The organism is Tropicimonas omnivorans (assembly GCF_031846565.1).
Lineage (GTDB): Bacteria > Pseudomonadota > Alphaproteobacteria > Rhodobacterales > Rhodobacteraceae > Tropicimonas_B > Tropicimonas_B omnivorans.
Map to the genome: position 1 here is coordinate 19836 of NZ_JAVRHL010000005.1, position 24070 is coordinate 43905.

General features: G+C 68.0%; 23 protein-coding genes and 2 riboswitches. Of the genes, 6 read left to right on the top strand and 17 right to left on the bottom strand.

Annotated elements, in window-relative coordinates; translation table 11 throughout:
* Positions 1-4 precede the first annotated feature (4 nt).
* From RM543_RS17280 to RM543_RS17330, 11 genes are all read right to left on the bottom strand, one after another.
* Positions 5-1402 (bottom strand): aldehyde dehydrogenase family protein, encoded by a 1398-nt coding sequence (locus RM543_RS17280; protein WP_311693952.1) that lies wholly within the window; start codon positions 1400-1402, stop codon positions 5-7.
* A complete protein-coding gene (idi, locus tag RM543_RS17285) occupies positions 1399-1917 on the bottom strand; it encodes an isopentenyl-diphosphate Delta-isomerase (protein WP_311693954.1) in 519 nt (172 codons plus the stop codon). The genes RM543_RS17280 and idi overlap by 4 nt, the downstream gene beginning before the upstream one ends.
* Complete coding sequence (locus RM543_RS17290) at positions 1914-2663, bottom strand: DUF2238 domain-containing protein (protein WP_311693956.1); 750 nt, start codon at positions 2661-2663, stop codon at positions 1914-1916. Before RM543_RS17290 ends, idi begins: the two co-directional genes overlap by 4 nt.
* Positions 2664-2798: 135 nt before the next feature.
* Positions 2799-3755 carry an alpha/beta hydrolase gene (locus tag RM543_RS17295; protein ID WP_311693958.1) on the bottom strand — a complete coding sequence of 319 codons (957 nt, stop codon included), beginning with the start codon at positions 3753-3755 and terminating at the stop codon, positions 2799-2801.
* 165 nt (positions 3756-3920) lie between these two features.
* The gene (locus RM543_RS17300; RefSeq protein WP_311693960.1) at positions 3921-4997 is read right to left on the bottom strand and encodes a sensor histidine kinase; all 1077 of its coding nucleotides are present in this window, start codon (positions 4995-4997) and stop codon (positions 3921-3923) included.
* 6 nt (positions 4998-5003) lie between these two features.
* On the bottom strand, positions 5004-6455 hold the full coding sequence (locus RM543_RS17305; protein ID WP_311693962.1) for an ATPase domain-containing protein: 1452 nt from the start codon (positions 6453-6455) through the stop codon (positions 5004-5006).
* Between the two features lie 145 nt (positions 6456-6600).
* Positions 6601-7845 (bottom strand): NtaA/DmoA family FMN-dependent monooxygenase, encoded by a 1245-nt coding sequence (locus tag RM543_RS17310; RefSeq protein WP_311693963.1) that lies wholly within the window; start codon positions 7843-7845, stop codon positions 6601-6603.
* Complete coding sequence (locus tag RM543_RS17315) at positions 7842-8825, bottom strand: ABC transporter substrate-binding protein (RefSeq protein ID WP_311693964.1); 984 nt, start codon at positions 8823-8825, stop codon at positions 7842-7844. Before RM543_RS17315 ends, RM543_RS17310 begins: the two co-directional genes overlap by 4 nt.
* Complete coding sequence (locus RM543_RS17320; RefSeq protein ID WP_311693965.1) at positions 8822-9562, bottom strand: ABC transporter ATP-binding protein; 741 nt, start codon at positions 9560-9562, stop codon at positions 8822-8824. Before RM543_RS17320 ends, RM543_RS17315 begins: the two co-directional genes overlap by 4 nt.
* On the bottom strand, positions 9549-10316 hold the full coding sequence (locus RM543_RS17325; RefSeq protein WP_311693967.1) for an ABC transporter permease: 768 nt from the start codon (positions 10314-10316) through the stop codon (positions 9549-9551). Before RM543_RS17325 ends, RM543_RS17320 begins: the two co-directional genes overlap by 14 nt.
* Positions 10317-10370: 54 nt before the next feature.
* Complete coding sequence (locus tag RM543_RS17330) at positions 10371-10994, bottom strand: YkoF family thiamine/hydroxymethylpyrimidine-binding protein (protein ID WP_311693969.1); 624 nt, start codon at positions 10992-10994, stop codon at positions 10371-10373.
* A riboswitch (TPP riboswitch) is annotated at positions 10988-11099 on the bottom strand. Its footprint overlaps the gene before it by 7 nt.
* 179 nt (positions 11100-11278) lie before the next feature.
* Positions 11279-11411: riboswitch (FMN riboswitch) on the top strand.
* Between the two features lie 68 nt (positions 11412-11479).
* On the opposite strand from RM543_RS17330, the gene RM543_RS17335 reads away from it, so the two are divergent.
* A complete protein-coding gene (locus RM543_RS17335; protein ID WP_311693971.1) occupies positions 11480-11944 on the top strand; it encodes a 6,7-dimethyl-8-ribityllumazine synthase in 465 nt (154 codons plus the stop codon).
* Positions 11945-12064: 120 nt separating this feature from the next.
* Positions 12065-12673 (top strand): exopolysaccharide biosynthesis protein, encoded by a 609-nt coding sequence (locus tag RM543_RS17340; RefSeq protein WP_311693973.1) that lies wholly within the window; start codon positions 12065-12067, stop codon positions 12671-12673.
* A 108-nt stretch (positions 12674-12781) separates the two neighbouring features.
* Here the strand turns inward: RM543_RS17340 and RM543_RS17345 are convergent, their stop codons facing one another.
* From RM543_RS17345 to ectA, 5 genes are all read right to left on the bottom strand, one after another.
* Positions 12782-13222 (bottom strand): MerR family DNA-binding protein, encoded by a 441-nt coding sequence (locus RM543_RS17345; RefSeq protein WP_311693975.1) that lies wholly within the window; start codon positions 13220-13222, stop codon positions 12782-12784.
* A gap of 347 nt (positions 13223-13569) precedes the next feature.
* Complete coding sequence (locus RM543_RS17350) at positions 13570-15027, bottom strand: aspartate kinase (RefSeq protein ID WP_311693977.1); 1458 nt, start codon at positions 15025-15027, stop codon at positions 13570-13572.
* A 3-nt stretch (positions 15028-15030) separates the two neighbouring features.
* On the bottom strand, positions 15031-15429 hold the full coding sequence (locus RM543_RS17355; RefSeq protein ID WP_311693979.1) for an ectoine synthase: 399 nt from the start codon (positions 15427-15429) through the stop codon (positions 15031-15033).
* Between the two features lie 6 nt (positions 15430-15435).
* Complete coding sequence (gene ectB, locus RM543_RS17360; protein ID WP_311693982.1) at positions 15436-16722, bottom strand: diaminobutyrate--2-oxoglutarate transaminase; 1287 nt, start codon at positions 16720-16722, stop codon at positions 15436-15438.
* A gap of 58 nt (positions 16723-16780) precedes the next feature.
* A complete protein-coding gene (gene ectA / locus RM543_RS17365; RefSeq protein ID WP_311693984.1) occupies positions 16781-17332 on the bottom strand; it encodes a diaminobutyrate acetyltransferase in 552 nt (183 codons plus the stop codon).
* A gap of 235 nt (positions 17333-17567) precedes the next feature.
* Here ectA and RM543_RS17370 point away from each other — a divergent pair, with 235 nt between their 5' ends.
* Complete coding sequence (locus RM543_RS17370) at positions 17568-18074, top strand: MarR family winged helix-turn-helix transcriptional regulator (protein WP_311693986.1); 507 nt, start codon at positions 17568-17570, stop codon at positions 18072-18074.
* A gap of 4 nt (positions 18075-18078) precedes the next feature.
* Here the strand turns inward: RM543_RS17370 and RM543_RS17375 are convergent, their stop codons facing one another.
* A complete protein-coding gene (locus tag RM543_RS17375; protein WP_311693988.1) occupies positions 18079-19065 on the bottom strand; it encodes a 2-hydroxyacid dehydrogenase in 987 nt (328 codons plus the stop codon).
* 187 nt (positions 19066-19252) lie between these two features.
* Here RM543_RS17375 and RM543_RS17380 point away from each other — a divergent pair, with 187 nt between their 5' ends.
* The 3 genes from RM543_RS17380 (at position 19253) to RM543_RS17390 (ending at position 24032) form a co-directional block, all read left to right on the top strand.
* Positions 19253-19759, top strand: coding sequence for an SH3 domain-containing protein (locus RM543_RS17380; protein ID WP_311693990.1), 507 nt, complete (start codon positions 19253-19255; stop codon positions 19757-19759).
* A gap of 104 nt (positions 19760-19863) precedes the next feature.
* Complete coding sequence (locus RM543_RS17385; protein WP_311693992.1) at positions 19864-20418, top strand: PqiC family protein; 555 nt, start codon at positions 19864-19866, stop codon at positions 20416-20418.
* 5 nt (positions 20419-20423) lie between these two features.
* Positions 20424-24032, top strand: a complete 3609-nt coding sequence (locus RM543_RS17390) for a hydantoinase B/oxoprolinase family protein (RefSeq protein ID WP_311693994.1) — start codon at positions 20424-20426, stop codon at positions 24030-24032.
* The last annotated feature ends 38 nt before the right edge of the window (positions 24033-24070 follow it).

Here is a 24070-nt window from a genome sequence, read left to right on the forward strand (position 1 = left end):
AGCCTCAGCGCAGCAGCATCTTCAGCACCTGTTCGATCCGCTTGCCGTAGGGCGGTCGCACCATGCGCGCGAGCGAGCGGCGGGCGACGACGACCGAGCGCGGACGGGTAAAGGCACGAAAGCCCTCCTCCCCGTGATAGGCGCCCATCCCGCTCTCTCCCTGACCGCCGAACGGCAGGGACATCACCGCGACATGCTGCACCGCTTCATTGACCATCGCGCCGCCCGACCGCAGCGCCGCAACGTCCGACAGCGCCGCCGTCTCGTCCCGGCCGTAGACGTAGAGCGCCAGCGGCACGGGCCTTGCGGCGACATAGGCGCGGGCCTCGGCCTCGCTGTCGTAGGGGATGAGCGGGAGGATGGGGCCGAAGATCTCCTCCGTCATCGCCGGGTGATCCGCCGGCGGGTCGATCAGGGCCCAGAAGCCCATCCGCGGCGCAGGCGGCATCGGATCCATCAGCGGGCGGGCCTCGGGGCCTGCCGTCATCCCGGCAAGCCGCGCACGATCCGCCGGCCGCGCGATCGTGGCGAAATCGACGCCGCCCGGATCGGGATAGAGCTGTGCGGCCGCCTTGCGCAGCGCCGCCTCGAACGCCCCCATCCGATCGCGCGGCACCAGAACGTAGTCGGGCGCGATGCAGGTCTGCCCGGCATTGAGGAGCTTTCCGGCCGCGATGGACGTCGCGGCTTCCTCGAGATCCGCGTCGGCGCGGAGGATCGCGGGGGACTTTCCGCCGAGTTCGAGGATGACGGGCGTCAGGGTCTTCGCGGCCGCCTCCATCACCTTCCGGCCAGTCGCGGTGGAGCCGGTGAAGAAGAGCGCGCCCAGCTCCATCTCCGCCAGCGCCTGACCGACCTCCGCCCCGCCCGTGACGACGCGGACCCGCTCCGGCAGGGTCTCGTGAAGGAGCCGGGCGAGCAGATCCGACGTCCGGGGCGTGTGTTCCGAAGGGTGAAGGATGACCCGGTTGCCACCGGCAAGCGCGGCGACGAGCGGGATGAGTGCAAGCTGCACGGGATAGTTCCACGGCGCATGGATGCCGACGAGGCCCAGCGGCTCCCGCTGGACCCTCGCGCGCGAGGGGAGAAGATGGGGCGGCAGGATCACCCGCCGCGACCGCATCCAGCGCTTGAGGTTACTGCGCGCGTGGCGAACGGCCTCGAGCACCATCGCGACCTCGGTCAGCAGGGTCTCCGGCCGGGGGCGATGACCGAAATCGGCGGAAACGACCCGGGCGATCTCCTCGCGTGCCTCCTTCACGGCGCTGGCGAGGGCCGCCAGATCGGCGCGCCGGGCGCCGAGATCCGGCGCCTCCGCCGCGCCTGCGCCGCGCTGCCCGCCAAGGGCCTGCGCCGCGGCGGCCAGTTCCACGCGCGCCGCCTCCAGAGCCTCCCCGTTCATGACATCACCAGGTCGCGGTGCCGGGAGAGGTAGATCCGCAGCCAGGGCGTGAACCGTCCCGGCTGCGCCGCAATTTCCCGGTCGAGCGCGGTCCAGTCGATCCAGCGCGTGGCGTCCGCCTCCTCCGGGTCCGGGCGGGGCTCGGCCGGGCGCGCAAGCTCGGTGGTGTAGATCTCCACCACCTCGTGCTCCACGAGCCCCCGCCCGACATCGGCGCGGTAGGTCACCTGTCCCCGGTGGATCAGCGGCGCGCCCGGAGCGATCCCGAGTTCTTCGCAGAGGCGTCGCCGGGCGCAATCCTCGGGCGCTTCGTCCCATCCCGGATGCGTGCAGCAGGCATTCGCCCAGAGGCCCGGCGTGTGATACTTGCCGGCGGCCCGGCGCTGGATCAGCGTCTCCCGCCCGCAATTGACGAAGACGGAGACGGCCTTGTGGCGCAGCCCCTCGCGATGAACCTGCAGCTTCTCGATCGGCTGGAGGCGCCCGTCGCGCCAGGCAGGGATCAGATCGCTCATTTGGCCGTGGTCTCCTCGGGGTGCGCGGACATGGCGGAGAGGGGCGCGCGGGCCGCGTCGGCGGCGAAGGGCGCGCCGGTCCACTCCGGAAAGATCAGGGGGTTGGCGTCGCAGGCTTCGCTCAGAAGCCCCGCGAAGGGCAAGCGTGTCCCGGTGCGCAGATGGATCTGCACGGCGATGGCACCCCATATCGCCCCGGCGAGGTTCGCCGCCACGTCTCCCATCGTGTCCGGCAGGCCGGAGCGCTGCGCATTGGTGCCGAAGAGAGCGTCGACGGTGAATTCGAAAAGCTCCCACCCTGCGCCCACCAGCGCCGCCAGTCCCACGGCCAGCACGGAACCGACCCAGAGCGGCACACGCGGCGGGCCGCCGGCCGTCATCAGAAGGACCAGCGCCCAGCCCGTCACGGCCAGCACCGCGGAGGCGATGGCGTGCAGGCCCTTGTCCCAGACGTGGGAGAGGGACGCCTCCGGCCCCACCTCGTACAGACCGCCCCATTCACCGGCGACGAAACAGGCAAGGCAGAAGACGAGGATGCCGGTCGCGAGACCCTTCGGCAGGCGAATGCCGGAGATCCGGGTATAGAGCGGCCCGAGCGCACCCATCGCGATGGCGCCGGCCGCGGCGATGGCGAGCAGAATATCGCCCCGGATGAGACCGATCGCGGTCAGCGCGGCGGCCAGACCCCATGCGGCGAGGCGGAGCGTGGCCCGGACCGAAGAGGCGGGCGGGCTGGCGTCAGGCAATATCACGGGTCTTTCGGCTCGGTTGGTGTCGGGGTCGATCGCTTCATATAAGGCGAAACGGCGCGGCTTCGATGCCCCGAGAGCGCAAGGACCGCCGCCGACGACGGCCCTTTCGCCCCGCTGCGTCCCTTCAGGTCAGTTCTGCATGACACCCGTCACGAACCGGACCGCCTCCGGCAGACCCTCCCGCCAGTAGGACCAGACGTGGCCGCCCTCGCGCACCATGAAGCGGTGATCGCTGGCGAAGGTCCGTTCAGTCGACCCTTCGGACCGGAGCATGTTGTGAAGGAGGACACTGCCTTCGAAGAACACGTCGTCGGAGCCCACGTCGATGAAGTACTCGGTGGCCCCCAGCGTCTCGGCATCCGCGTCCTCGATCATCGCGAAGACACTATCGGCGCGGTACTTCTCGTTCAGGCGCGCCTCTCCCTCGAGGCCCTCGCCCCAGATCATGCCGTAGCGCCGGTCCCATCCCGCCTGGTTCATGGCGAGCATCTGCGGATCGGTGCGGATCGCCGGGCTGAGGGCGGCTGCAGCCGTGAACATGTCCGGATACTTCATGGAATAGGCCAGCGCCGCGAAGCCGCCCATCGAGAGGCCGATGATCCCGCGATACTCCTCTTCGGCGAGGACGCGATAGGTCTCCTCCACATGGGGGATCAGGTCCTGAACGAACATGTCCTCGTATCGGACTTCGCCGTCCGCATCGTTGAGGTAGTATGTGTTGAACTCTGGCTGCGGCGTGCGGCGCGGATCGGGGCTGATGGCGATGAAGGGCGGCACCTCGCCCGAACCGATCAGCCGGTCGAATGTCTCCGCCGCACCGCCCTTGAGAAACCAGTCGCGGTGCGTCTGACCGGCACCGCCCGGCATCAGGTAGATCACCGGGTAGGCGCGGTCATTCTCCTCGTAGGCCGGTGGCAGGTACACCGAGTAGAGCGGCGTCCAGCTCAGGGCCTCGCTTTCGAGCTCGGCGTCGAACGTGACGGTGCCCGTGCTCGCGAGCGCGCCCGCCTGCTGCGCCATGGCAACGGGCGCGGCACAGATGGTCGCGGCGACGATTGTCAGCGCAAATGCGTTAGGTCTCGTCATGATTTCTCCTCCTTTGAGGCCACGCGGGCCTCGCTCCTCCCGGTCCGGACATCCAGAGACGCACCGGACCCTCCACCAGACGGAAGGTATAACGATTGCGCGCCGTGGGAAGCCCACCTTCGCCGCGCGGCACGCATCACGCCCCCCCGGAATACCGGTCCGGGGTCAGTGCGTCTCGCCGCCTCCGTGGAGATAGGGGGCGCGCAGCCGCCAGATGAGGCCTTCCGGGGCATAGATCATCTCGGCGTCCCCGCTCAGTTCGGCGGGGGCGATGGTGCGCAGAAGATCCGTGCCGAAACTGCTCCGCGTGGGCTCGGCCACGCGCGGTCCACCGCTTTCGCGCCATTCGATGAAGAATTCGGCCGGGTCTCCTTCGAGGCGCCACGTCAGGCTCACGCGTCCCTCGGGCTGGCTGAGCGCGCCGTATTTCGCGGCATTCGTCGCCAACTCGTAGAAAGCCATCGCCAGCGTCATGGCGCCCTTGGACCAGAGCGTCAGATCCGGCCCCTCGTACTGGATCCTCTGCCCGTTCTCGCCAAGATAGGCGGCCAGCGCCCGCTCCACGAGCGCCGTGATGGAGGCCGGCGCCGCGTTTCCGCCGCCCAGGAGGTCGTGGGCCGTCGCCAGCGCCCGCACGCGCGACTCGAAGGCCGTCGCGAAGTTGTCGAGATCCGTCGCCTCGCGCCGGGTGAGGCTGAAGATGCTCAGCACCTTGGACAGAAGGTTCTTCGAGCGGTGGTCCAGCTCGGAGAGGAGAAACCGCAGATGGGTCCGGCTCTCGGCCAGCTCCGCGAGCTGGTCCCGCACCTTGTGCTGGCGCTCCCGCGAGAGGGACTGCGAGCGAAGCGCGGAGCGGATCGTCACCGCGCGGCAGGGGCGTTCGAGGACGATCACCTCGCCCCCGGCGGCGCCCGCCTCGAGCGCCGCGAGAGCGGGAGGCGGGCGGGATACGTCGGACAGAAGCGCCAGCACGGGGAGGGCGGACCAGATCGGCTGATCTGCGAGCACATCCGCAAGCATCGCGCCCGTCTTTGGTCCCAGACCTTCCTGCGTGACGAGAAGCACGCCGCATTCACCGTCAAGGATACGACGCAGCGCCTCCGGTTCGTCCGCCGGAACGGGGATCAGGCCCGCTGCCTCGACCAGCTCATGCAGGACGGAGGCGTCCCGCCCGAAGGGGGCGTGGATGACGATGCGGCGCGCCGCCATCTCGCATCCGATGTCCTCCGGCGGTCCGTCCATATCGGCTTACATCACCGAAAGGTGGGGTTTGGGCCGTCTTGCCTCGGAGGAGGACACGACATCGACGCTCCGGTTCCCGATCAGGAGGGTCCGCACCCGCGTCTCGTGATCTCCCTGCCGCTTCTTCAGCACCATGAGCGTCCGCCGAAGCTCATCGTCCATCCGTTCGTTGCGCAGCAGGATCGCGCTGTCCGCGAAGCAGCCGACCTGGATGGCGGGGGAGAGATCGCCGCCGAGGCGCCCGGCCTCCGTCAGGGTCACGATGGTGAGGACGCCCTGGCGCGACAGGTATGAGAGCAGAGACTGTATCTGCGAGATCATGTCACTGCCGGCGGGATGGGCGGCGAGAGCGCCGCTCAGGCTGTCGATCACGACGACGTTGACGGCTTCCTCCTCCACCAGATCGACGACGGATTGCAGGAATTCGCCGGGGGACTTCTCGGCCGGGTCGAAATGGCGCAAGTGGAGCCGTCCTTCCTTCTCCAGCTCGCAAATGTCGAACCCGAGGTCGGTGGAGCGCTGGCGAAAGACGCCGAGACGCTCCTCGAAGAGGAACATCGCCGCCGTGCTCCCGTCCTGTGCCGCGGCGTTGGCATAGGCCGTGCTGAGGGTGGATTTGCCCGTTCCCGGCTCCCCGGTGATGAGACATGTCGTACCGAGGGCAAGACCGCCCGCCATCATCTGGTCCAGTCCCGGAATGCCGCTGGCGACCTCATCGCTGATCGCGTGCTCCCGCGTCGCACCGGGCTCCACGCGGGGGAAGACGGCGACGCCGCCGGTCCGGATGGTGAGATTGTGATACCCTTCGATGAACCTGCGGCCGCGCATCTTGGAGACGTGCAGGCGCCGGATCGTCGTGCCGTAGTCGGGATTGTCCTGCTCCAGCATGATCGCGCCGTTCACCAGGCCCTCGATCTGCCGGTCCCCGAGTTCGCCATCGCCGTAATCGAGCATGAGGGCCGTCGCCCCGATGTCCGCGACGACCTGCCGCAGGAGCAGCAACTCGCGACGATAGGTCAGCGCATCATGCGCGAGCAGCCGGATCTCGAACAGCGAATCGATGACGACGCGGTCGGCCTTCGACCGGCCCACGATCTCGTGGAGCGAGGAGATCGCGGCGGAGAGGTCCGCGTCGTCCGGGTTCAGCACCGTCTGCCGAAGGCCGGGCGCATCGGCCACCTGCACGCCTGAAACCTCCTCGATCTCGATTCCGTCCAGGTCGAACCCGTGCGAAGCTGCGACGCGTTTCAAGTCAGTCTTGCTCTGGGAGAGGGTCACGAAGAGCGTTTTCTCTCCCCGGTCGCGTCCCTCGATCAGAAACTGAAGACCGAGCGTCGTCTTGCCCGTCCCCGGCTCCCCTCCGATGAAATAGATGCCGCGAGGCATGAGGCCGCCGAGGAGGACGTCATCCAGGCCCCGAACTCCAGTTGGCAGGAAATCGGCGGCACTCTGGCTCATCCTTGAAACTCCGACATTCAGAATTTGGGGGCAGCGGCCCCTTGAAGCAGGGAGAATAAAAGCTACCGGGAAAGATACCGTTCGTAAACCGTGGTCTTGCAGGGTTTCGACGAACTGCCGTCCGGCCCGCGCGCTGACGAGACGCTCAGGGCATGGCGCCAATCGGGCCGCCCCGGTCCAGCGCCGGCATGACGTGCGCCCCGAAGGCCGCGATGCCGGCGGGAAGAACCGGCGCCATGACGTTGAAGCCGTCCGCGGCGCCCGCCGAGATCCACTCGCGCATGACGCGGGCGACGTCATCGCCCGTGCCCACCACCAGAAGATGCCCATGCCCCGCCGCGAACCGGGCGAGCGACTGGCGAAGGGTATGCCCCTCCTCCACCGCGGTCCGGACAAGGAGGCGCGCGCGGGAATTGCTGAAGGTGTTCTCGCCCACATCGTCCGGCGCATGCGGAAAGGGCGCATCCAGATCATAGCCGTCCAGCGGCAGGCCGATGAAACGCGCAAGCTTGGTGCGGACGTGCTCGAGGTTCATGTGCCCGGTCATCTCCAGAAGCTGCGCCTCCGCCGCATCCCGCGTTTCGGCGACGACGGGAACCAGTCCCGGCAGGACCGCGATCTCCTCCGGCGCTCGCCCCGCCTCCCCCGCCAGACGATGCACCTCGTCTCGGAACGCGCGCGCCTCAGCGATCCCGGACTGGACGGTGAAGACCTGGCCGGCATGGCGTGCGGCGAAGGCAAGACCGGTGGGGGAGGAGCCCGCCTGCGCGAAGAGCGGCCATGCGTAGGGCTCGGGGGAGAGGTTGAGGGCGCCGTCCATCGCGCCGAACCGTCCCCGTGCCTGCGTCTCGCGCGGGGCGCGGGTCAGCCAGCGTCCGCTCGTCTTGTCGGCGACGCGGGTGGCGCCGTCCCACCCCTCCCAGAGCGCCTTCACCGCCTCCACGACCTCTTCGGCCATGGCGTAGCGCTCGGATGTCGGCGGCATCTCGTCCAGCCCGAACATGCGGGCCTCCTGGGGGTAGGAGGACGTGACGACGTTCCAGCCTGCGCGACCGCCCGTCAGGTGATGCAGCGACAGGACGCGCCGGGCGAGATGATAGGGATGGTTGAAGCTGGTGGAGGCGGTCCCGATGAGCCGAAGCCGCTCGGTGGCCCCCGCGATCGCGGCGAGGACCATGAAGGGGTCGAGGGCTTCCGAAGGGTGGTCGGCGGGCCGGTCCTGGAGGCACATGATGTCCCCCAGGAAGAGCCCGTCGAACCCTGCCGCCTCCGCCTCCCGCCCGCAGGCGAGCCAGTGGGACAGCTCCAGCGGCGCCGTGGCCGAGAGGCCCGGCTGCCGCCAGGCCGCCTCGTGGGATCCGAAGCCGAAGACGACGGCGTTGAGGATCACTCGTCCATCCAGCTCTGGTCGAACCAGCCCGAGATGTCCCCGATCTCCTCCAGCGTCTCGCCATCCGCGCCGGTCAGGACGCCGCTTTCGGCGAGGAAGCTCGCCATGCGGGCGACCTTGGCCTCGTCGATCTCGCCGATCTCCATGCCCTCGGCCTCGATATAGCCGCCGGAGGCGATAAGCTCCATCGAGCCCGTCACCAGCTCCGGGTTCGGGAAATCGCCCGCATCGATCAGGATGTCCGCAGCCTCTTCGGGATTCTCGGCTGCCCAGGCGTAGCCGCGCTGCGTCGCCGTCATGAAGCTCGCGACCAGATCAGGATTCTCAGCGAGGAACCTGCCGGTGGTGCCGATGTAGCCGTTCTGCTGCTCGGGAATGCCGTAATCGGCGTAGGTGAAGGACTTCTGGTTGCGGTTCAGAAGCTCGCTGTTGACGCCTTCCCAGGTGGAGACTTCGAGCGTGAAGTCCACGGAGCCGTTCGCAAGCGCCTCGTAGGCACCGGTGCCGAGGGTCACGGTGTCGAAGGTCGGATCGCCGCCATCGGCCTCGATCATGGTCGAGATCAGCGCATCCTCCCACTTGGTTCCGAAGCCGGCATAGGTCTTGCCGGAAAGATCCGCCGGACTGTCGATGTCATCGTTGTCGCCGCTGTAGACGAGCCGGCCCGTCTCCTTCTGCATCGTAACCCAGAGCGCGACGATGTCCGCCTCGGCGGCGCGGGTGCTGATGAAGCTCAGGGAGGACATGTAGGCGAAATCGGAGACGCCGGCCGCGAGGAGCGCTGTGGAGGACGAATCCGAGTAGGGCAGGATGTCCACCTCGAGGCCGGCCTCGTCGTAGTAGCCGTTCTCCTCGGCGACGATGAAACCGACATGGTTGGTGTTCAGCGTCCAGTCGAGCGCGAGGGACACCTCCTGCTGCGCATGGGCGGTCAGGGGCAGCGCAAGCGCCGCGGCCAAGATCGGGGCGGTGGTCTTCATGTCTCGTCCTCCAGGAGTAGTGATTTGAGATCGGTGCGGATCCGGGCCAGCGCGGCCTCGTCCCGCTCCGAACGGGGGGTGTCGATGGGAATGTCGCGAATGATCCGGCCCGGCTTCGCCGCCATCACCAGGATGCGGTCCGCCATCTGCGTCGCCTCGTACAGATCGTGCGTGACCATCAGGACGCCGCGGGGCGCCTCTTCGAGCCGGGCGCAGAGCCAGTCCTGCATCCGCAGCCGGGTCACCGCATCGAGGGCGGAGAACGGCTCGTCGAGCAGGACGAAACGGCTGTCCTGAACGATGGTGCGCAGGAAGGCGGCGCGCTGGCGCATGCCGCCCGAGAGTTCGGACGGAAACCGGTCCTCCCAGCCACCGAGGCCGAAGGCCGGGAAAAGCGGCGCGACCCGCGCGCGCGCCTCGGCGCGGGAGGCGCCGGCGATCTCCAGCCCCATCGCGGCGTTCTCGGCGACCGTCAGCCAGGGAAAGAGCGTGTCCTGCTGCGGCTGGTAGGAGATCGCGGGATGCGGCGTCGCGATGGGGGTGGCGTCGAGACTGGCGCGCCCGTCGGCCTCCATTCCCGGCGGCAGGACCCCCGCGAGCCACTTGACGACGGAGGTCTTGCCGCAGCCCGACGGCCCGATCAGGCAGGTGATGCGCCCTTCCTCGAGGCGCAAGGAGACGCGCCGGACGAGGTCCGCCCCGTCCATGCGGATGGTGAGATCCTCAAGCGCCAACATGGCCGGCCTTTCGATATCTGCGCCCGGTCAGTCGCTCGACAAGCAGCAAGAGCCCCAGAAGGACCAGCGTGAGCGTGGCCGAGACCACCACCGCGGACAGCACCAGGTCCGCGCGGAAGCTGTTCTTGGCCGAGAGGATGTAGATCCCGAGCCCCCGCCGCGCCCCGGCATATTCCGCGAAGATCGAGGCCACGACGGCGTAGGTCGCCGAAATCCTGAGCCCGGCGAAGAAGGGCTCCCGCGCCGTGGGCAGCGTCGCCCGCCGGAACACGTCCCAGCGCCGCGCCCCCATCGAGACGAGCTGATCGCGGAAGGCCTGCGGCGTTGCCGCGTAGCCCGAGAGCAGGCTGACGAGCATCGGAAAGAACGTCACGAGGATGACCAGCAGGACCTTCGGCAAGAGCCCGAAGCCGAACCAGAGCACCATCAGGGGCGCGAGCGCGACGATGGGCACCGTCTGGCTCGCCACGAAGAGCGGCATCGCCCCCCGCTTCAGCCACGGCGTGAAGTGCAGCGCGACGGAGACCGCGAAGGCGAAGACGACCGAGGTGGAAAAGCCGAGGGTCGTGACCGTCAGGGTGGAGAGCGCATGCCCGGAGATCGGGCCGCGCTCCGTCCAGAGCGCCCGGACGATGTCGGACGGCGCCGGCAGGACCAGTGGCGAGACCTCCGAGGCGGCGCAGTAGCCTTCCCATGCGAGAAGGACGGCCAGCGCCAGAAGGAGGGGCGGCAGGATATGTCTGAATGCGGCCATGATGGATCGCGCCGGGAAAGGGCCGGCCCTGTCAGGGGCAGGCCGTCCCCGCGCTCAGGCCGCGGAGGCTTTGGGGCTGGGGCTGTTCGCCGATGCCGTCAGATCGATCGTGACGTGACCCTCGGCCGGCCCGAAGCGCAGGAACGCCTCGCGGATCGCGGCGAAGACCGCGCCCGCATCGCCCCTGAGCCGGGTGCAGAAGTTCTTCGACTTGAGGAAGACGCCGGTCTCCTTGAGGAAGTCGATGCAGCCGTAGATCTCGTCCATGTGCCGGTCCTGCCCGAGCACGTAGAGCGAGAACTGCACGTCGATGGGCGCGCCGAGGTCGGGCGCGTCGGCCACCGCGGCGGCGGCGATCCGGCGGCGCTCCTCGAGTGACTTGTCCTGCGCCTCGACCAGCGCTTCGCAATGGCAGGAGGGATCGTCCGGCTCGCCGGGGCAGCCGCGTGAGAGGGTAACATGCATGGTCACGTGCTCGCCCGAGCCGCTCGCGGCGGCGAAGAGATCGCGCATCGCGCCCGTCAGCGCTTCGGGGGGGCCGACCATGAGGGTGGACATGTCGTCCGTCTCGATCCTCAGATCCTCGCGGTAGGGATCGAGCGCCCCGAGGGAGGACATGATGACGTCCACGAAACCGGACGTCATGGGATAGAGGGACACTTGCGCGCCAATGAACATCGTAGAGACCTCGCTCCGCTGGAATTACCCAGATCAGCTTTGAAGGGTTCGTGCGGCATCCCGCACATCTCAGCCCCGCTTGACGGAGCACCCCCGGTGGATACGGGGCGGAAGATGAACCGGGGGAAAGGAAGTGTAAAGGGGGGCGTAGGCGGGCGCAAACGCCGGACGAGAGCCTCCGCGCCGGAAGCCGAGCGTCGCGGTCGGCCCATGGAGCGTCGCCCCGCACACGTTCTGCGCGGCCCTGCTCTCTTGCGTGACGCGGGGTCCGTCCTTAATCTTCCCTTCATTCTCAGGGCGGGGTGAGATTCCCCACCGGCGGTGATAGCCCGCGAGCGCCTCCGAGTCGTCGGAGGGTCAGCAGATCCGGTGAAATTCCGGGGCCGACGGTCATAGTCCGGATGGGAGAGAATGAGGCGACCGGCCTGTCCGGCCGTCTTGTGACGCTCTGGGATTTTGGCTTGTGACAAGGATCCGAAAGAGCAATGACAAAATCCCTCACCTTCGCCTTCATCAAGGCCCGCTGGCACGCTGACATCGTCGACCGGGCCCATGATGGCTTCGTCCGGCGCCTGGCCGAGCTCGACGCCACCGCCGAGGTGCGCGCCTTCGACGTTCCGGGTGCGTTCGAGATGCCGCTTCTCGCGCAGCGTCTCGCCGCGACCGGCGAGTACGACGCCATCGCCGCCGCCGCGCTCGTGGTCGATGGCGGCATCTACCGGCACGACTTCGTCGCGCAGGCCGTGGTCTCGGGATTGATGGACGTCCAACTCAAGGCGGACGTGCCCGTGCTGTCCGTCTCGCTGACGCCGCACCACTTCCAGCCGACCGAAGAGCATGTCCGGTTCTTCTCGGAGCAGTTCGTCAAGAAGGGCGCCGAGGCAGCGGACGCGGCCTTCGCCATTTCCAAGGCAAAGCTCGCCGAGGGCGCGGCCCGCGAGGCTGCGTAAGCCGAACCCGGCGCCGGGCCCGCGATCCCGGCGCCTCCTCGTTCGAATGCCGGCCGACGCGGAACTTCCGGGCGCCGCGGCAGGTTCGACCAGTCGACGCCGTACAGGGCAGGAGACGGGATGACCGAGAACACACATGCGGTGGAGGACATCCTCGATCGGCTGGACGACGCCGCCAAGCAGTCCGACTCGGTGTCCGTGGGCCGGCTCGTGGAGGCCTTCGGCGGCCGTGGCTGGGGGCCGCTCCTGTTCATCCCCGCCATTGTCGAGGTGTCCCCCATCGGAGGCATCCCGGGAGTTCCGACCTTCCTGGCCCTGATCATCGCGCTCTTCGCGGTTCAGATCCTGGCAGGGCGGGACAGCATGTGGCTGCCCTCCTTCGTGTCCAACCGCTCCGTCTCGTCCGGCAAGATGCAGGGCGCGATGGACAAGATGCGTCCCCTCGGCCGCTGGCTCGATCGATGGTTCGGCCCGCGCCTTTCATCGCTGACGACCCGCTGGGTCCGGCGCATCTCGGCTGCGGTGATCCTGATGCTCTGCGCGCTCGTGCCGCCGCTCGAACTCGTTCCCTTCGCGAGCACGGCCCCGATGGCGGCGATCGCCATGTTCGGCCTGTCGATGACATTGCGGGACGGCCTCCTGATGGCCATCGGCTTCGCGTTGTCTCTCGGCGCGGCCGGCGTCTGCGCCTACTTCCTCCTTGGATCCGGCACAGTCTTCGGCGGCTGAGGACCACGGCACGAAGAACCATGCTGCCTCTGTGCCGGAAACCTCAGAGCCGCGAGACGACGGCGGACCGCCCGGCCGGAGAAGGGCGACGGGAGGGCCGGAGCCCGTCTAGACCTCCTCGCGTCTGCGTTCCGATTGAGCCGGAGAGCGGGGCGCCTGCCCTGCCTCATCCGCGATCCCGTCGAGGATCGGGCAATCGGGTCTGTCGGTTCCCTGGCAGCGGGACACGAGATCACCGAGCGTTCGGCTCAGGGCCTGAAGTTCGTCGATCTTCGCGGCGATCCGCTCCAGATGCGCATCCGCAACGCGCTTGACGTCGGCGCTGGCACGATCCCGGTTCTCGTAAAGAGACAGCAGGGACCTGCAATCCTCGATGGAAAAGCCGAGCGAGCGGGCGCGGGCCAGGAAGATCAGCTTGTGCGTGTCGGACCCGCTGAAGTGGCGGTACCCGTTGCTGCTGCGGGCGGGCGATACAAGCCCGATATCCTCGTAATACCGGATCGTCTTCGCCGGCAGCCCGCAAAGGGCCGAGGCGTCTTTGATATTCATGAACACTTCCTCACAACTACCCGTATACGGCGAGTCAACTCCACTCGCGGCAAAAGTTCCCTGACGATCCGGAGAAGCGGCCGGGAGGTCCGGTTCCGCCCAGGTATGTCGCAGAGGAACAGTTCATGTTTCCGGGACAAACTTCAACTACAGGGTGATGCGAGGCGGCAGTCAGATCATCCTGACGATGCGGAATCTCGCCGTCGCGCTCGTGACCACCGACGCCTCCCTCCCAAAACCGGGCGAGGGCGCGGCCCCGCAGCGACCCGCCGACTCCTATTCCGAACACGAAACGGGCCGCCCCATCGCTGGAGCGGCCCCGTGTCATCTCGACAAGATCCTACCGGTCAGGCGACCTGCAGGACCTTCTTGTCCTTGGACTTTGACGACGCGGCGCCCTTCTTCGTGCCCTCGATTAGTTCGGCGTGGAGTGCGGCCACCGCCGGCTCGAGCGCATCGCGGTCCATGATGAACTGGACGTCCACGTTTCGCGGGCCCTGCGAGGCGCCGATGGCCTCCTGACCGGAACCCGCAATCGCGTTCAGGCCGCGGGTCAGGACGGAAAGTCCGTTCATGTCCCGCCCGATGACGGACACCATGGAGAGCGGCCGCGAGGAAATCTTGGCGGAAGGGTAGCGCGCCTCCAGATCCCGCTCGACCGTGCGCATCACCGACAGCGAAGCGTCGACATAGTGCGTGATCGTGTTGGCGTTCGAGACCTTGGAGACGATCCTCACCTGGTGCTTCGTCAGCACGTCGAGGATGGCGGCGTCGTAGCCCTTCACCCCGACCATGTCCTGCTCGAAGAGTTCGAGGGCGACGATATCGATGCCGGTCACGATCTCGGCGGCAGGCACCTCGGCGGGCTGATCGTCGATCAGCGTGCCGGGGTCGTGGGGTTCGAACGCGTTCGTCACCCGCAGCGCCACATTGGCCTGACGCAGGGTCTTTGCGGCGTTCGGATGGATCGCTTCCATTCCCATGTTGGAGAGCTGGTCGGCGACGTCGTAGTTCGTCCGGCCGAGCTTGCGCACCTTGTCCGCGCCGACCAGCCTGGGATCGGCAGAGGAGAGGTGGAACTCCTTGTGGATGATCGCTTCGCGCGCGTCGATGAGAGCGGCCAGCCGGGAGAACGTGACCTCCGAATAGCCCCGGTCGAATTCCCGCATCAGGCCCTCGGTGCACTGGGCGTAGCCAGTCACGATCGGCATTTCCGTCGCAGGATCGACGCCGTCCATGGCAGAGGTCAGGCGCTCCTTGAGGGTGCGCTCCTTCTGGTCGCGCCAGCCGGTCAGATCGACGAGCCGGGCGTTGACCCCTGCCCGCTTGAGCAGAAGCTGCATGACCATCGCCGAATGCGCCTCACCAAGTCCCGAGAGCAGCTCGCGGATCTCCAGCAGGTGCTCGGACAGGCGGAAGTGGCCGTACGAGCAGAGACGCTGCAGGTCGATCAGGCAGTTCCGGGCACCATCCACGCGTTCGCGGACGAAGGCGTTGGCCGTGTCGAGGTCGCCCGAGTTCGTCAGCAATTCGGAATGCGCGGCGACCATGGCCTCCTCGACCTTCAGCAGCGCATCCTGCCAGCCGGGTCCGCCGGAGGCGTGGGCAAACTTGGCGAACACGCCGGGATCACCCGTCTTCTTGTGCTCCAGCAGCAGGTCCGTGATGCCGCCGAAGGCGGAGACGACAAAGATGCGGCCGTAGAGGTCGTCCCCGTTTCGAGAGCCAACGATCAGCGTGTCGCGGATTTCGTCGAGGCGGGACATCGACGTCCCGCCGATCTTTTCAACGGTATGAGAGGACATGGCTCAGGCCGATTCCAGATCTTCAGGAGCGGCGTAGGATCCATCCTCACGGTGGACCTCGGCGCCGGTGACGGGCGGATTGAAGCAGCACGCCATCACGAGCTCCTCCTCGGAGCGCAGGATGTGCCGGTCGTGCAGGTTCAGCGCATACATCACGCCGGGGGTGATCTCATGCGTCTCGTTCGTGCCGAGATCGGTGATCGAGCCCTTGCCGGAGATGCAATAGACGCTCTCGAAGTGGTTCTTGTACTCGAAGGTGTGCTCCGAGCCCGCTTTGAGCGTCGTGATGTGGAACGAGAAACCCATCTTGTCGTCGGCGAGCAGCATCCGGACGGACGTCCACTGCGCGTCGCTGACGGCGCGGTCGGTGTCTTTGAGGTCGTGGAAGTTGCGAACGATCATGTCGGATTACTCCGCGGCAATGGTGTGGGAGGCGGTGCAGGTCTCGGTGGCGGCCTCGAGCGTGGCGAGGCCGGCCTTGAACTGCTCCATGGGCGTCGTGAGCGGCGCCAGAACCTTGACGACTTCGTCATCGCCGCCGGAGGTCTCGATGATCAGGCCGTTGCGGAACGCCTCGGCGCAGATCTTCTCGGCAAGCTCGCCGGACGTGACATCGACGCCCTGCATCATGCCGCGCCCCTTGAGATAGGCGCCGGGGATGCGGTCCGCGATGCGCTGAAGGCTTTCGGTCAGGACCTTGGCCTTCTCGGCGATCTCGGACTTGAAGCTGTCATCGGCCCAGAACTTCTCCAGCGCGACGCGCGCGGTGACGAAGGCATGGGTATTGCCGCGGAAGGTGCCATTGTGCTCGGCCGGCTTCCAAACGTCATCCTCAGGGCGGATCAGCGCGATCGCGAAGGGAAGGCCGAACCCGGACAGCGACTTCGCGAGCGTGATCATGTCCGGCTCGATGCCCATCTCGTCGAAGGAGAAGAAGCTGCCGGAGCGGCCGATCCCGGCCTGGATGTCGTCCACGATAAGCTTGGCGCCATGCTTGCGGGCCAACTCCGCGATGCCGCGCACCCATTCGGGGCTGGCCGCGTTCAGGCCACCCTCGCCCTGGATCAGCTCGACGAGAAACGCCGCCGGGGCATCCACGCCGCTCGAGGGATTGGAGAGCATCGCATCGAGGATGGCGAGCGTGTCCATGTCGCCGAGGGACCGCTCATAGGGCATCCGCGTGATGTCGTTGAGCGACACGTCACCGGAGCCCTTCCGCTTGCCCGCATTGGCGGTGGCCGCGAGAGCTCCAAGCGTCATGCCGTGGAAGCCGTTGGTAAAGGCGATGACGTTCTTCCGACCGGTGGTCTTGCGGGCGAGCTTCAGAGCGGCCTCGACGGCATTCGTCCCGGTAGGGCCGACCATCATGACCTTGTGGTCCATCCCCCGCGGCTTGAGTACGAGACGCTCGAACGCTTCGAGGAAGGCGGCCTTCTCGTCGGTATACATGTCGAGCGCATGGGCGATACCGTCGCCGGTGATGTGCTCGATCAGCGCTGCTTTCATATCCGGGTCGTTGTGCCCGTAATTCAGCGAGGAGCAGCCGGAGAGGAAGTCGGTGTACTCCCTCCCGTCGGCATCTGTCAGCGTGGAGCCCTTCGCCTTCGTGAACGTGGTATCGAAGGAACGGCAGTAGCTGCGCACGTCGCTCTCGCGACGATCAAAAACGGAATTGTGGGTCCTGGCCATAGTCATGGGGACCTCCTTTCGGAATTGATGATGTGCCGGTGGCGGTAGCGGTGCGGTCCTGTCGTCAGGCGACGGCGCGCAGCTCGCTCCTCTTCCGGGGAATCGTGATCGAAAGCATGTGCTCGGTGGCCGCCTGGCCATCGAAGTGAGCTTCTTTCTCGAAGTGCGGCTCATGGGTCAGCTCGCCACCGATCGAACGGGCGAAGCTGCGGAAAAGACCCCACGAGGCGTCGTTGGATTTCGTGATGGTCGTCTTGAGCAGATTGACCTCCTCGCAGCCGTCGCGGGAGATCAGGTGCTTGAGCATGCGCTTGCCGAGGCCAAGACCGCGGGCCTTCTCGCCAACGGCGACCTGCCAGACGAAGAAGGCGTTTTCACCGGGGATAATGTGACCGGAAATCCAGCCGACGATCTCACCGTCGAGTTCGGCGACGACGCACGTATCGCTGAAGTGGTCAGCCTGAATCAGGTTGCAGTACATCGAATTCTCATCGAGCGGCTTGCAGGCGCGCACGAGGTTCCAGATGTCGGACCCATCCTCGGCTTCGGGCTTGCGGAACACGGGCTTCCGAGTGTCCGCATCCTTTTCAGTTTCACGTGTCATGTCCTTGGGCATGGCGCCGTCTCCATTTGCTTCGAGGGGTGAACTACCACCTACGCGAAAAAGTTCAAGCTATCGAAGTAAACTATGTAAATTTTTCACGCGTACTTTACGTCGCGAGCGGCGTTCCGCCCCGGAATCCCTCAGTCAGAATCGAAGTATTTACCGGTTTTTCCTTAGGTTTTTCGAAGTTCAGCGCGATTTACTTCGCCTATTGAAGTACCTTTGCGAAGTGTGGCAGTTTCGTTCGATGCCTATGTCGATCCCCGACCGGACGGATGCGAGTCTCATCGCGTTGCGCCGGATCCTGCGTGCCACGGAAATCTATGCGCGAGACCTCGCGCAGTCGGCGGAGCTTACGCCGTCGCAGCTTCGTTTGCTCCAGGTCGTGTCCGGCACGCCCGGCTGCTCGACGACGCCCACCGCGATCTCGATGCAGATGGGCGTGAGCCAAGCGACGATCACCGCGCTGATCGACAAGCTCGCGAAGCGCGATCTCGTCCGGCGGCAGCAATCCCAGACCGACCGCCGCCAGACCAACGTTACCATCACCGCCGAGGGCAACGCGGTTGTGGACAACATCCCGGACGCCCTCCAGCAGCGCTACGTCAATGCGTTCAAGGCGCTGGAGGACTGGGAGCAGGCTCAGATCATCGCGTCGCTGGAGCGGGTCGCCGCGATGCTGGACGCGCAGGAGATCGACGCCTCCCCGATCCTGACCGCCGGGGACATCTCCCACAGCGCGAAGGTGCGCTGACGCTTCAGAGCGTCGAGGGAAGGACCATGTCCGGCGGGCGATGCCCGTCGGCGAACGTCCTGATGTTGACGATCACCTTCTCGCCCATCTCGATTCGCCCCTCTCGCGTGGCCGAACCCATATGCGGCAAAAGGACGACGTTGGGCAGCTCCCTCAGGCGCGGGTTCACGCCGGCGCTGCGCTCGTGCACGTCGAGCCCCGCCCCGGCGATCTCCCCCGTTCTCAGCATCCGGGTCAGCGCGTTCTCGTCGACGATCTCCCCGCGGGAGGTGTTCACGATGACCGCATCGCGCTTCATCAGCTTCAGCCGCCGCTCGTTCAGGAGGTGCCAGGTGGAGGGTGTGTGCGGCACGTTGATGCTGACGATGTCCACGCGCGACAGCATCTGGTCGAGACTCTCCCACCACGTCGCCCCCAGCTGCGTCTCCGTCTCGGGGTGCAGGCGGCGGCGGTTGTTGTAGTGCACCTCGAGCCCGAAGGCATGCGCCCGCCGCGCCACGGCCTGTCCGATCCGGCCCATGCCGAGGATACCGAGTTTGCGCCCGCCCAGGCGGCCGCCGAGAAAGGCGGTCGGGGACCAGCCGTGCCACTCCCCCGTCCGCATCGCCGCAAGCCCCTCCGGAATGCGCCGCGTGACGGAGAGAATCAGCGCCATCGCCATGTCCGCGGTATCTTCGCGGGAGACGCCGGGCGTGTTCGACACGACGATGCCGCGCTCGTGCGCCGCCCCCACGTCGATATTGTCGACGCCTGCCCCGTAATTGGCGATCAGCCTGAGCCGCTCGCCCGCGCTTGCCAGGAGTTCGGCGTCGATCCGGTCGCCGATAGTGGGCACCAGCACGTCCGCCCGCGCCATCGCGGCGGCCAGCGCATCGCGGTCCATCGGACCACCTTCATCGGGCAGATCGAGGTCGAAAAGTTCGCCCATGCGCGCCTCGACCGGGTCCGGCAGGCGTCGCGTGACGACAACACTCAGGCGCTGGTGCGGCATTCGGCGGCTCCCGATCTTTTCGGCGTCTGTCCGTCTGTGCCAGAGTTGCACACAACAGGAGGCGCGGGACAAGCGCCCGTACGAGGGGACAGACGCAGTAATGAGACAGACGTATCTCGACCGATTCCGCCGCAGCATCAGGCCCGCTTGCCGCGCGCCGCTGGCCATTGTTGCGCTGATGGCGTGCATGTCCGCCACCCTGCCCGCCGGCGCGCAGGTGCCCGGCAGCGGGGAGACGGTGATCGAGGCTTCGGCGACGCAAGCTCGCCGCGGCTCGGTGACGAACCTGCCGATTCCGCGCTATGTCTCGCTGAAGGCCAGCGAGGGGAACGTGCGCCGGGGCCCGTCGCTGAATCACCGGATCGACTGGGTGTTCAAGCGGCGGTCCATGCCGCTGCAGGTGACCGCGGAATACGGCCATTGGCGCCGCATCCAGGACCGCGACGGGGCGGGCGGCTGGGTCCACTACTCCCTCATCTCGGGCGTTCGCACCGGTCTCGTCGACGAGGACATGGTCCCGCTCTTCTCGCGCGCCGATACCGGCGCCCCGATCCTCGCCCGTCTCGAAGCCGGGGTCATCGCCCGCCTGATGGAATGCGACGGCACGTGGTGCCGGGTGAATGCCGGCGGCTATCGCGGCTGGCTGACCGAGAACTCCATCTGGGGACTCGATCCCGGCGAACAGATCGACTGATCCCGCCTCCTCACGCTCCCGGCATCACCGGCCCTGCCTGCCCTTGTAGGCGGCGGGGCATTCACTATGCTCGATCGCTGATCCACCCGGAGGCTTCCACCGTCATGCGTCACGCCGCTCTTCTGGCCTTCGTCGCCCTTCTCGCTGCCTGCGGCGCCGATCCCGTGCGCTTCGCCGCGCCGCCCGCCGCGTCGGGCGAGCGGGTCGCCATCGGCTTCTCCTCCGTCGAAGTGCGGGAAGTCTCGATGCCGGCCTATGCGCAGGGCGAGGAGATCTGGCGCGAATCGCCCGAGGGCGCGCTCATCAGCGACCCCGCCGTATTGTGGGCGGACCTTCCGCCCCGCGCCGTGACACTGGAGCTTGCCCGTCAGCTCTCCGCCCTCACCGGCGCCCGCATCGCCGCCGAACCGTGGCCGTTCCGGGACTACCCCGGCGCCGTGCTCGAGGTGCGGGTGGACGAGTTCGTTCCCGGCGCCGACGGACGCTTCCGCCTGTCCGGGCAGTATTACGTCGCTGCCGAAGAGGGCGGCCGGGACCGAACCGGCACTTTCGCGACCGCCGCTCCCCTCTCCCCGGAGGCCGGCCCGCGAGAGATCGCGGCGGCGCGCGCTGTCGCCGTCCGGGACCTTGCACGCCTGATCGCCGAAAACGGCCTCTGACGCGGATGGCGGACCGCGGGCGCTGGGATTTCTGGATCGACCGGGGCGGCACCTTCACCGACATCGTAGCCCGCGCCCCGGATGGCTCCCTCTCCACGTCCAAGCTGCTTTCGGAGAACCCCGAGCATTACGAGGATGCCGCCGTCGAGGGCATCCGCCGGGCGCTGGGGCTCGGCGACGGGGAGCCGATCCCGGAGGGCCGCGTCGGCACGGTCAAGATGGGCACCACCGTCGCCACGAACGCGCTTCTCGAGCGCAAGGGCACGCCGACGCTTCTTCTGATCACCGAGGGCTTCCGGGACCTGCCGGTCATCGGCAACCAGACCCGCCCGCGCCTGTTCGATCTCGCCATCCGCCGCGCAGCCCCGCTCCATGCCGATGTCGCCGAGGTGCCGGGGCGCCTCGATGCGGAAGGCGCCGAGATCGCCCCGCTCGGCGAGGAGGCCGCCCGGACCGCCCTGCGCGCCGCGAGGGAGGCCGGCATCGGCGCCGTCGCCGTCGCGTTCATGCATGCGTGGCTGAACCCCGAGCATGAGCGCCGGATCGGGAAGATCGCGGCGGAAGAGGGATTCTCCCAGATCAGCCTCAGTCACGAGGCCTCCCCCCTCGTGAAGATCGCGGGACGGACGGACACCGCCATCGTCGATGCCTATCTCTCCCCGATCCTGCGCCGCTACATCGACCGCGTTGCCGCGGCGCTCGATGCCGGGCGCGGCGTCGAGCGCATCCTGTTCATGCAATCGTCCGGCGGGCTGACGGAAGCGAGCCTCTTCCGCGGCAAGGACGCGATCCTGTCCGGCCCCGCCGGCGGCATCGTCGGCATGGTGAAGACGGCGGAGGGCGCCGGGTTCGACCGTCTCATCGGGTTCGACATGGGGGGCACCTCCACCGACGTGTCGCATTACGCGGGCCGGCTGGAGCGCAGTTTCGAGACCGAAGCCGCGGGCGTGCGCATCCGCGCTCCGATGATGGACATCCACACGGTCGCCGCGGGCGGTGGCTCCGTCTGCGCGTTCCGGGACGGGCGTACGCAGGTCGGGCCCGAAAGCGCCGGCGCCGATCCCGGCCCCGCGTCCTATCGCCGGGGCGGTCCGCTCACCGTTACCGACTGCAACGTCATGCTGGGCAAGCTCTCCCCCGCTCATTTCCCCTCCGTCTTCGGGCCCGGAGCCGACGCGCCGCTCGACGGCGATGCCGTGCGCGCGGGCTTCGAGCGGCTGGCGGGCGAGATCGCGGAGGCCACCGGCGCAGCCCGCCGCTCGCCCGAGGACACCGCCCTCGGCTTCCTGCGCATCGCCGTCGACAACATGGCCCTCGCGATCAAGAAGATCAGCGTCGAGCGCGGCCATGACGTGAGCGGCTATGCCCTGCAATGCTTCGGCGGCGCCGGCGGTCAGCATGCCTGCCTCGTCGCGGACGCGCTCGGGATCGGGCGGGTCTTCCTCCACCCCTTCGCAGGGGTCCTCTCGGCCTACGGGATGGGGCTGGCGGATATCCGGGCGCTGCGCGAGGTGCAGGCGGACCTGCCGCTGGCCGAGGCGACACGCGCCGGCCAGATGCTCGACCGCGCCGGCGCCGATGCGGCGGAGGAGGTCGCCCGGCAAGGCGTTCCGGCCGACAAGGTCCGGATCGAGCGCCGCGCGCATCTGCGCTATGCCGGGACCGACCAGCCCCTCGAGATAGAGTATGAGGGCGACGCGGACGCCATGCGCGCAGCCTTTGAGGAGCGTCACCGCGCTCGCTTCGGCTTCGAGCGGGCGGAGGCGGAGGTCGTGATCGACATGCTCGTCGCCGAGGCGGTGGGTGGCGGCGAGGCGCTGGCCGAGGCCGCGCCGAAAGCGGCCGGCACGCTGCCGGACCCGCTCGATACCCTGCAGATCTACGACGGCTCGTGGCGGGATGCCCCGCTCTACAGCCGCGAAAGCCTTCCCGCCGGCGCCCCCGTACCCGGCCCCGCGATCCTGACGGAGCCGACCGGCACCACCATCGTCGAGGCGGGCTGGACGGCGGAAGCGGACACCGCCGGCAACCTCGTCCTCACCCGCACCGCCGGGCGGAGCGGCACCGCGGAGGACAGCGCGGAGGTGGATCCCGTCAGGCTTGAGGTCATGGGCAATCTCTTCATGTCCGTCGCGGAGCAGATGGGCGCGACGCTGGCCAACACGTCCCGCTCGGTGAACATCAAGGAGCGCTACGACTTCTCCTGCGCCGTCTTCGACCGGGCGGGGGACCTCGTGGCCAACGCGCCGCATGTCCCGGTGCATCTCGGCTCCATGTCCCACGCCATCAAGGCGGTGATGGCCGCGTTCCCGGAGGCCGGTCCGGGGGACGCCTACATGCTCAACTCCCCCTTCGAGGGCGGCACCCACCTGCCGGACGTCACCGTCGTCACACCGGTCTTCGCCGAAGGAGAGGTCCGCCCCGCCTTCTGGCTCGGCTCCCGCGGGCACCATTCAGATATCGGCGGCAAGACCCCCGGCTCCGGACCGCCCGATTCGACCCGGATCGAGGAGGAGGGCGTCGTCATTCCGCCCATGCGGCTCAGCGCCGCGGGACGGCTCCTCGAGGAAGACGCGCGCGCGATCCTGACCTCCGGCCGCTGGCCCTGTCGCGATCCGGAGCAGAACATCGCCGACCTGACCGCCCAGATCGCTGCCAACGAGACCGGCCGCCACGAGCTGATGCGCATGGTGGAGCAGCACGGCGCGGGGACCGTCGCGGCCTACATGTCCCACGTCCAGGACAATGCCGAGGAGAGCGTGCGCCGGGTGATCGACACGCTCAGCGGAGGTGCGTTCAGCTACGAGATGGACGGGGGGCGGAGAATCCGCGTCAGCGTGGACGTGGACCGGGAGGCGCGTACGGCGCGGGTCGACTTCACCGGGACCTCGCCGCAGCAGCCGGGGAACTACAACGCCCCCGCCGCCGTCGCGAGGGCCGTCGTCCTCTACGTCTTCCGGACGCTCGTGGGCTCGGAGATCCCGCTGAACGAGGGCTGCCTGAAGCCGCTGGAGATCGTGCTGCCAGAGGGATCGATGCTGAACCCCGCGCCCCCGGCCGCGGTGATCGCCGGGAACACCGAGGTCAGCCAGGCGGCCTGCAACGCGCTGATGGGCGCGCTCGGCGCGATGGCGGCCTCCCAAGGGACGATGAACAACTTCATCTGGGGCAATGCGCGCTTCCAGAACTACGAGACGATCGCGGGCGGAACGGGCGCCGGCGAGGGCTTCGACGGCTGCGACGCCGTGCAGAGCCACATGACCAATACCCGCATGACCGACCCCGAGATCCTCGAACGTCGCTTCCCGGTCCGGCTCGAGGCCTTCGGGATCCGCGAGGGGTCGGGCGGCGCAGGGCGCTGGACCGGCGGCAATGGCGCCGAGCGCCGCCTTCGGTTCCTGGAGCCCGTGACCGTGACCGTCCTGACCTCTAGCCGCGAGATCCCGCCCTTCGGCGCCGAGGGCGGCGCACCGGGCGCCTGCGGCCGGAACGCGGTGGAGATGCCGGACGGGAGCGTCCGCGAGCTTGCCGGCAATGACCGGGCCGACCTCCCCGCGGGCGCCGTCTTCGTCATGGAGACCCCCGGCGGCGGCGGCTGGGGAGAGCCCGACTAGACGGGGTGCGGCGGTGTGCGGGCGCCCTGCTCCGGCGC

What these genes read in the sequence shown, in the direction of transcription:
- RM543_RS17370 (WP_311693986.1), top strand. Translation starts at nt 17,568, where the DNA reads ATGCCTATGTCGATCCCCGACCGGACGGATGCGAGTCTCATCGCGTTG.
- idi (WP_311693954.1), bottom strand. Translation starts at nt 1,917, where the DNA reads ATGAGCGATCTGATCCCTGCCTGGCGCGACGGGCGCCTCCAGCCGATC.
- RM543_RS17375 (WP_311693988.1), bottom strand. Translation starts at nt 19,065, where the DNA reads ATGCCGCACCAGCGCCTGAGTGTTGTCGTCACGCGACGCCTGCCGGAC.
- RM543_RS17315 (WP_311693964.1), bottom strand. Translation starts at nt 8,825, where the DNA reads ATGAAGACCACCGCCCCGATCTTGGCCGCGGCGCTTGCGCTGCCCCTG.
- ectB (WP_311693982.1), bottom strand. Translation starts at nt 16,722, where the DNA reads ATGACTATGGCCAGGACCCACAATTCCGTTTTTGATCGTCGCGAGAGC.
- RM543_RS17280 (WP_311693952.1), bottom strand. Translation starts at nt 1,402, where the DNA reads ATGAACGGGGAGGCTCTGGAGGCGGCGCGCGTGGAACTGGCCGCCGCG.
- ectA (WP_311693984.1), bottom strand. Translation starts at nt 17,332, where the DNA reads ATGCCCAAGGACATGACACGTGAAACTGAAAAGGATGCGGACACTCGG.
- RM543_RS17385 (WP_311693992.1), top strand. Translation starts at nt 19,864, where the DNA reads ATGCGTCACGCCGCTCTTCTGGCCTTCGTCGCCCTTCTCGCTGCCTGC.
- RM543_RS17325 (WP_311693967.1), bottom strand. Translation starts at nt 10,316, where the DNA reads ATGGCCGCATTCAGACATATCCTGCCGCCCCTCCTTCTGGCGCTGGCC.
- RM543_RS17295 (WP_311693958.1), bottom strand. Translation starts at nt 3,755, where the DNA reads ATGACGAGACCTAACGCATTTGCGCTGACAATCGTCGCCGCGACCATC.
- RM543_RS17355 (WP_311693979.1), bottom strand. Translation starts at nt 15,429, where the DNA reads ATGATCGTTCGCAACTTCCACGACCTCAAAGACACCGACCGCGCCGTC.
- RM543_RS17340 (WP_311693973.1), top strand. Translation starts at nt 12,065, where the DNA reads ATGACCGAGAACACACATGCGGTGGAGGACATCCTCGATCGGCTGGAC.
- RM543_RS17345 (WP_311693975.1), bottom strand. Translation starts at nt 13,222, where the DNA reads ATGAATATCAAAGACGCCTCGGCCCTTTGCGGGCTGCCGGCGAAGACG.
- RM543_RS17320 (WP_311693965.1), bottom strand. Translation starts at nt 9,562, where the DNA reads ATGTTGGCGCTTGAGGATCTCACCATCCGCATGGACGGGGCGGACCTC.
- RM543_RS17390 (WP_311693994.1), top strand. Translation starts at nt 20,424, where the DNA reads ATGGCGGACCGCGGGCGCTGGGATTTCTGGATCGACCGGGGCGGCACC.
- RM543_RS17330 (WP_311693969.1), bottom strand. Translation starts at nt 10,994, where the DNA reads ATGTTCATTGGCGCGCAAGTGTCCCTCTATCCCATGACGTCCGGTTTC.
- RM543_RS17350 (WP_311693977.1), bottom strand. Translation starts at nt 15,027, where the DNA reads ATGTCCTCTCATACCGTTGAAAAGATCGGCGGGACGTCGATGTCCCGC.
- RM543_RS17335 (WP_311693971.1), top strand. Translation starts at nt 11,480, where the DNA reads ATGACAAAATCCCTCACCTTCGCCTTCATCAAGGCCCGCTGGCACGCT.
- RM543_RS17300 (WP_311693960.1), bottom strand. Translation starts at nt 4,997, where the DNA reads ATGGACGGACCGCCGGAGGACATCGGATGCGAGATGGCGGCGCGCCGC.
- RM543_RS17380 (WP_311693990.1), top strand. Translation starts at nt 19,253, where the DNA reads ATGTCCGCCACCCTGCCCGCCGGCGCGCAGGTGCCCGGCAGCGGGGAG.
- RM543_RS17305 (WP_311693962.1), bottom strand. Translation starts at nt 6,455, where the DNA reads ATGAGCCAGAGTGCCGCCGATTTCCTGCCAACTGGAGTTCGGGGCCTG.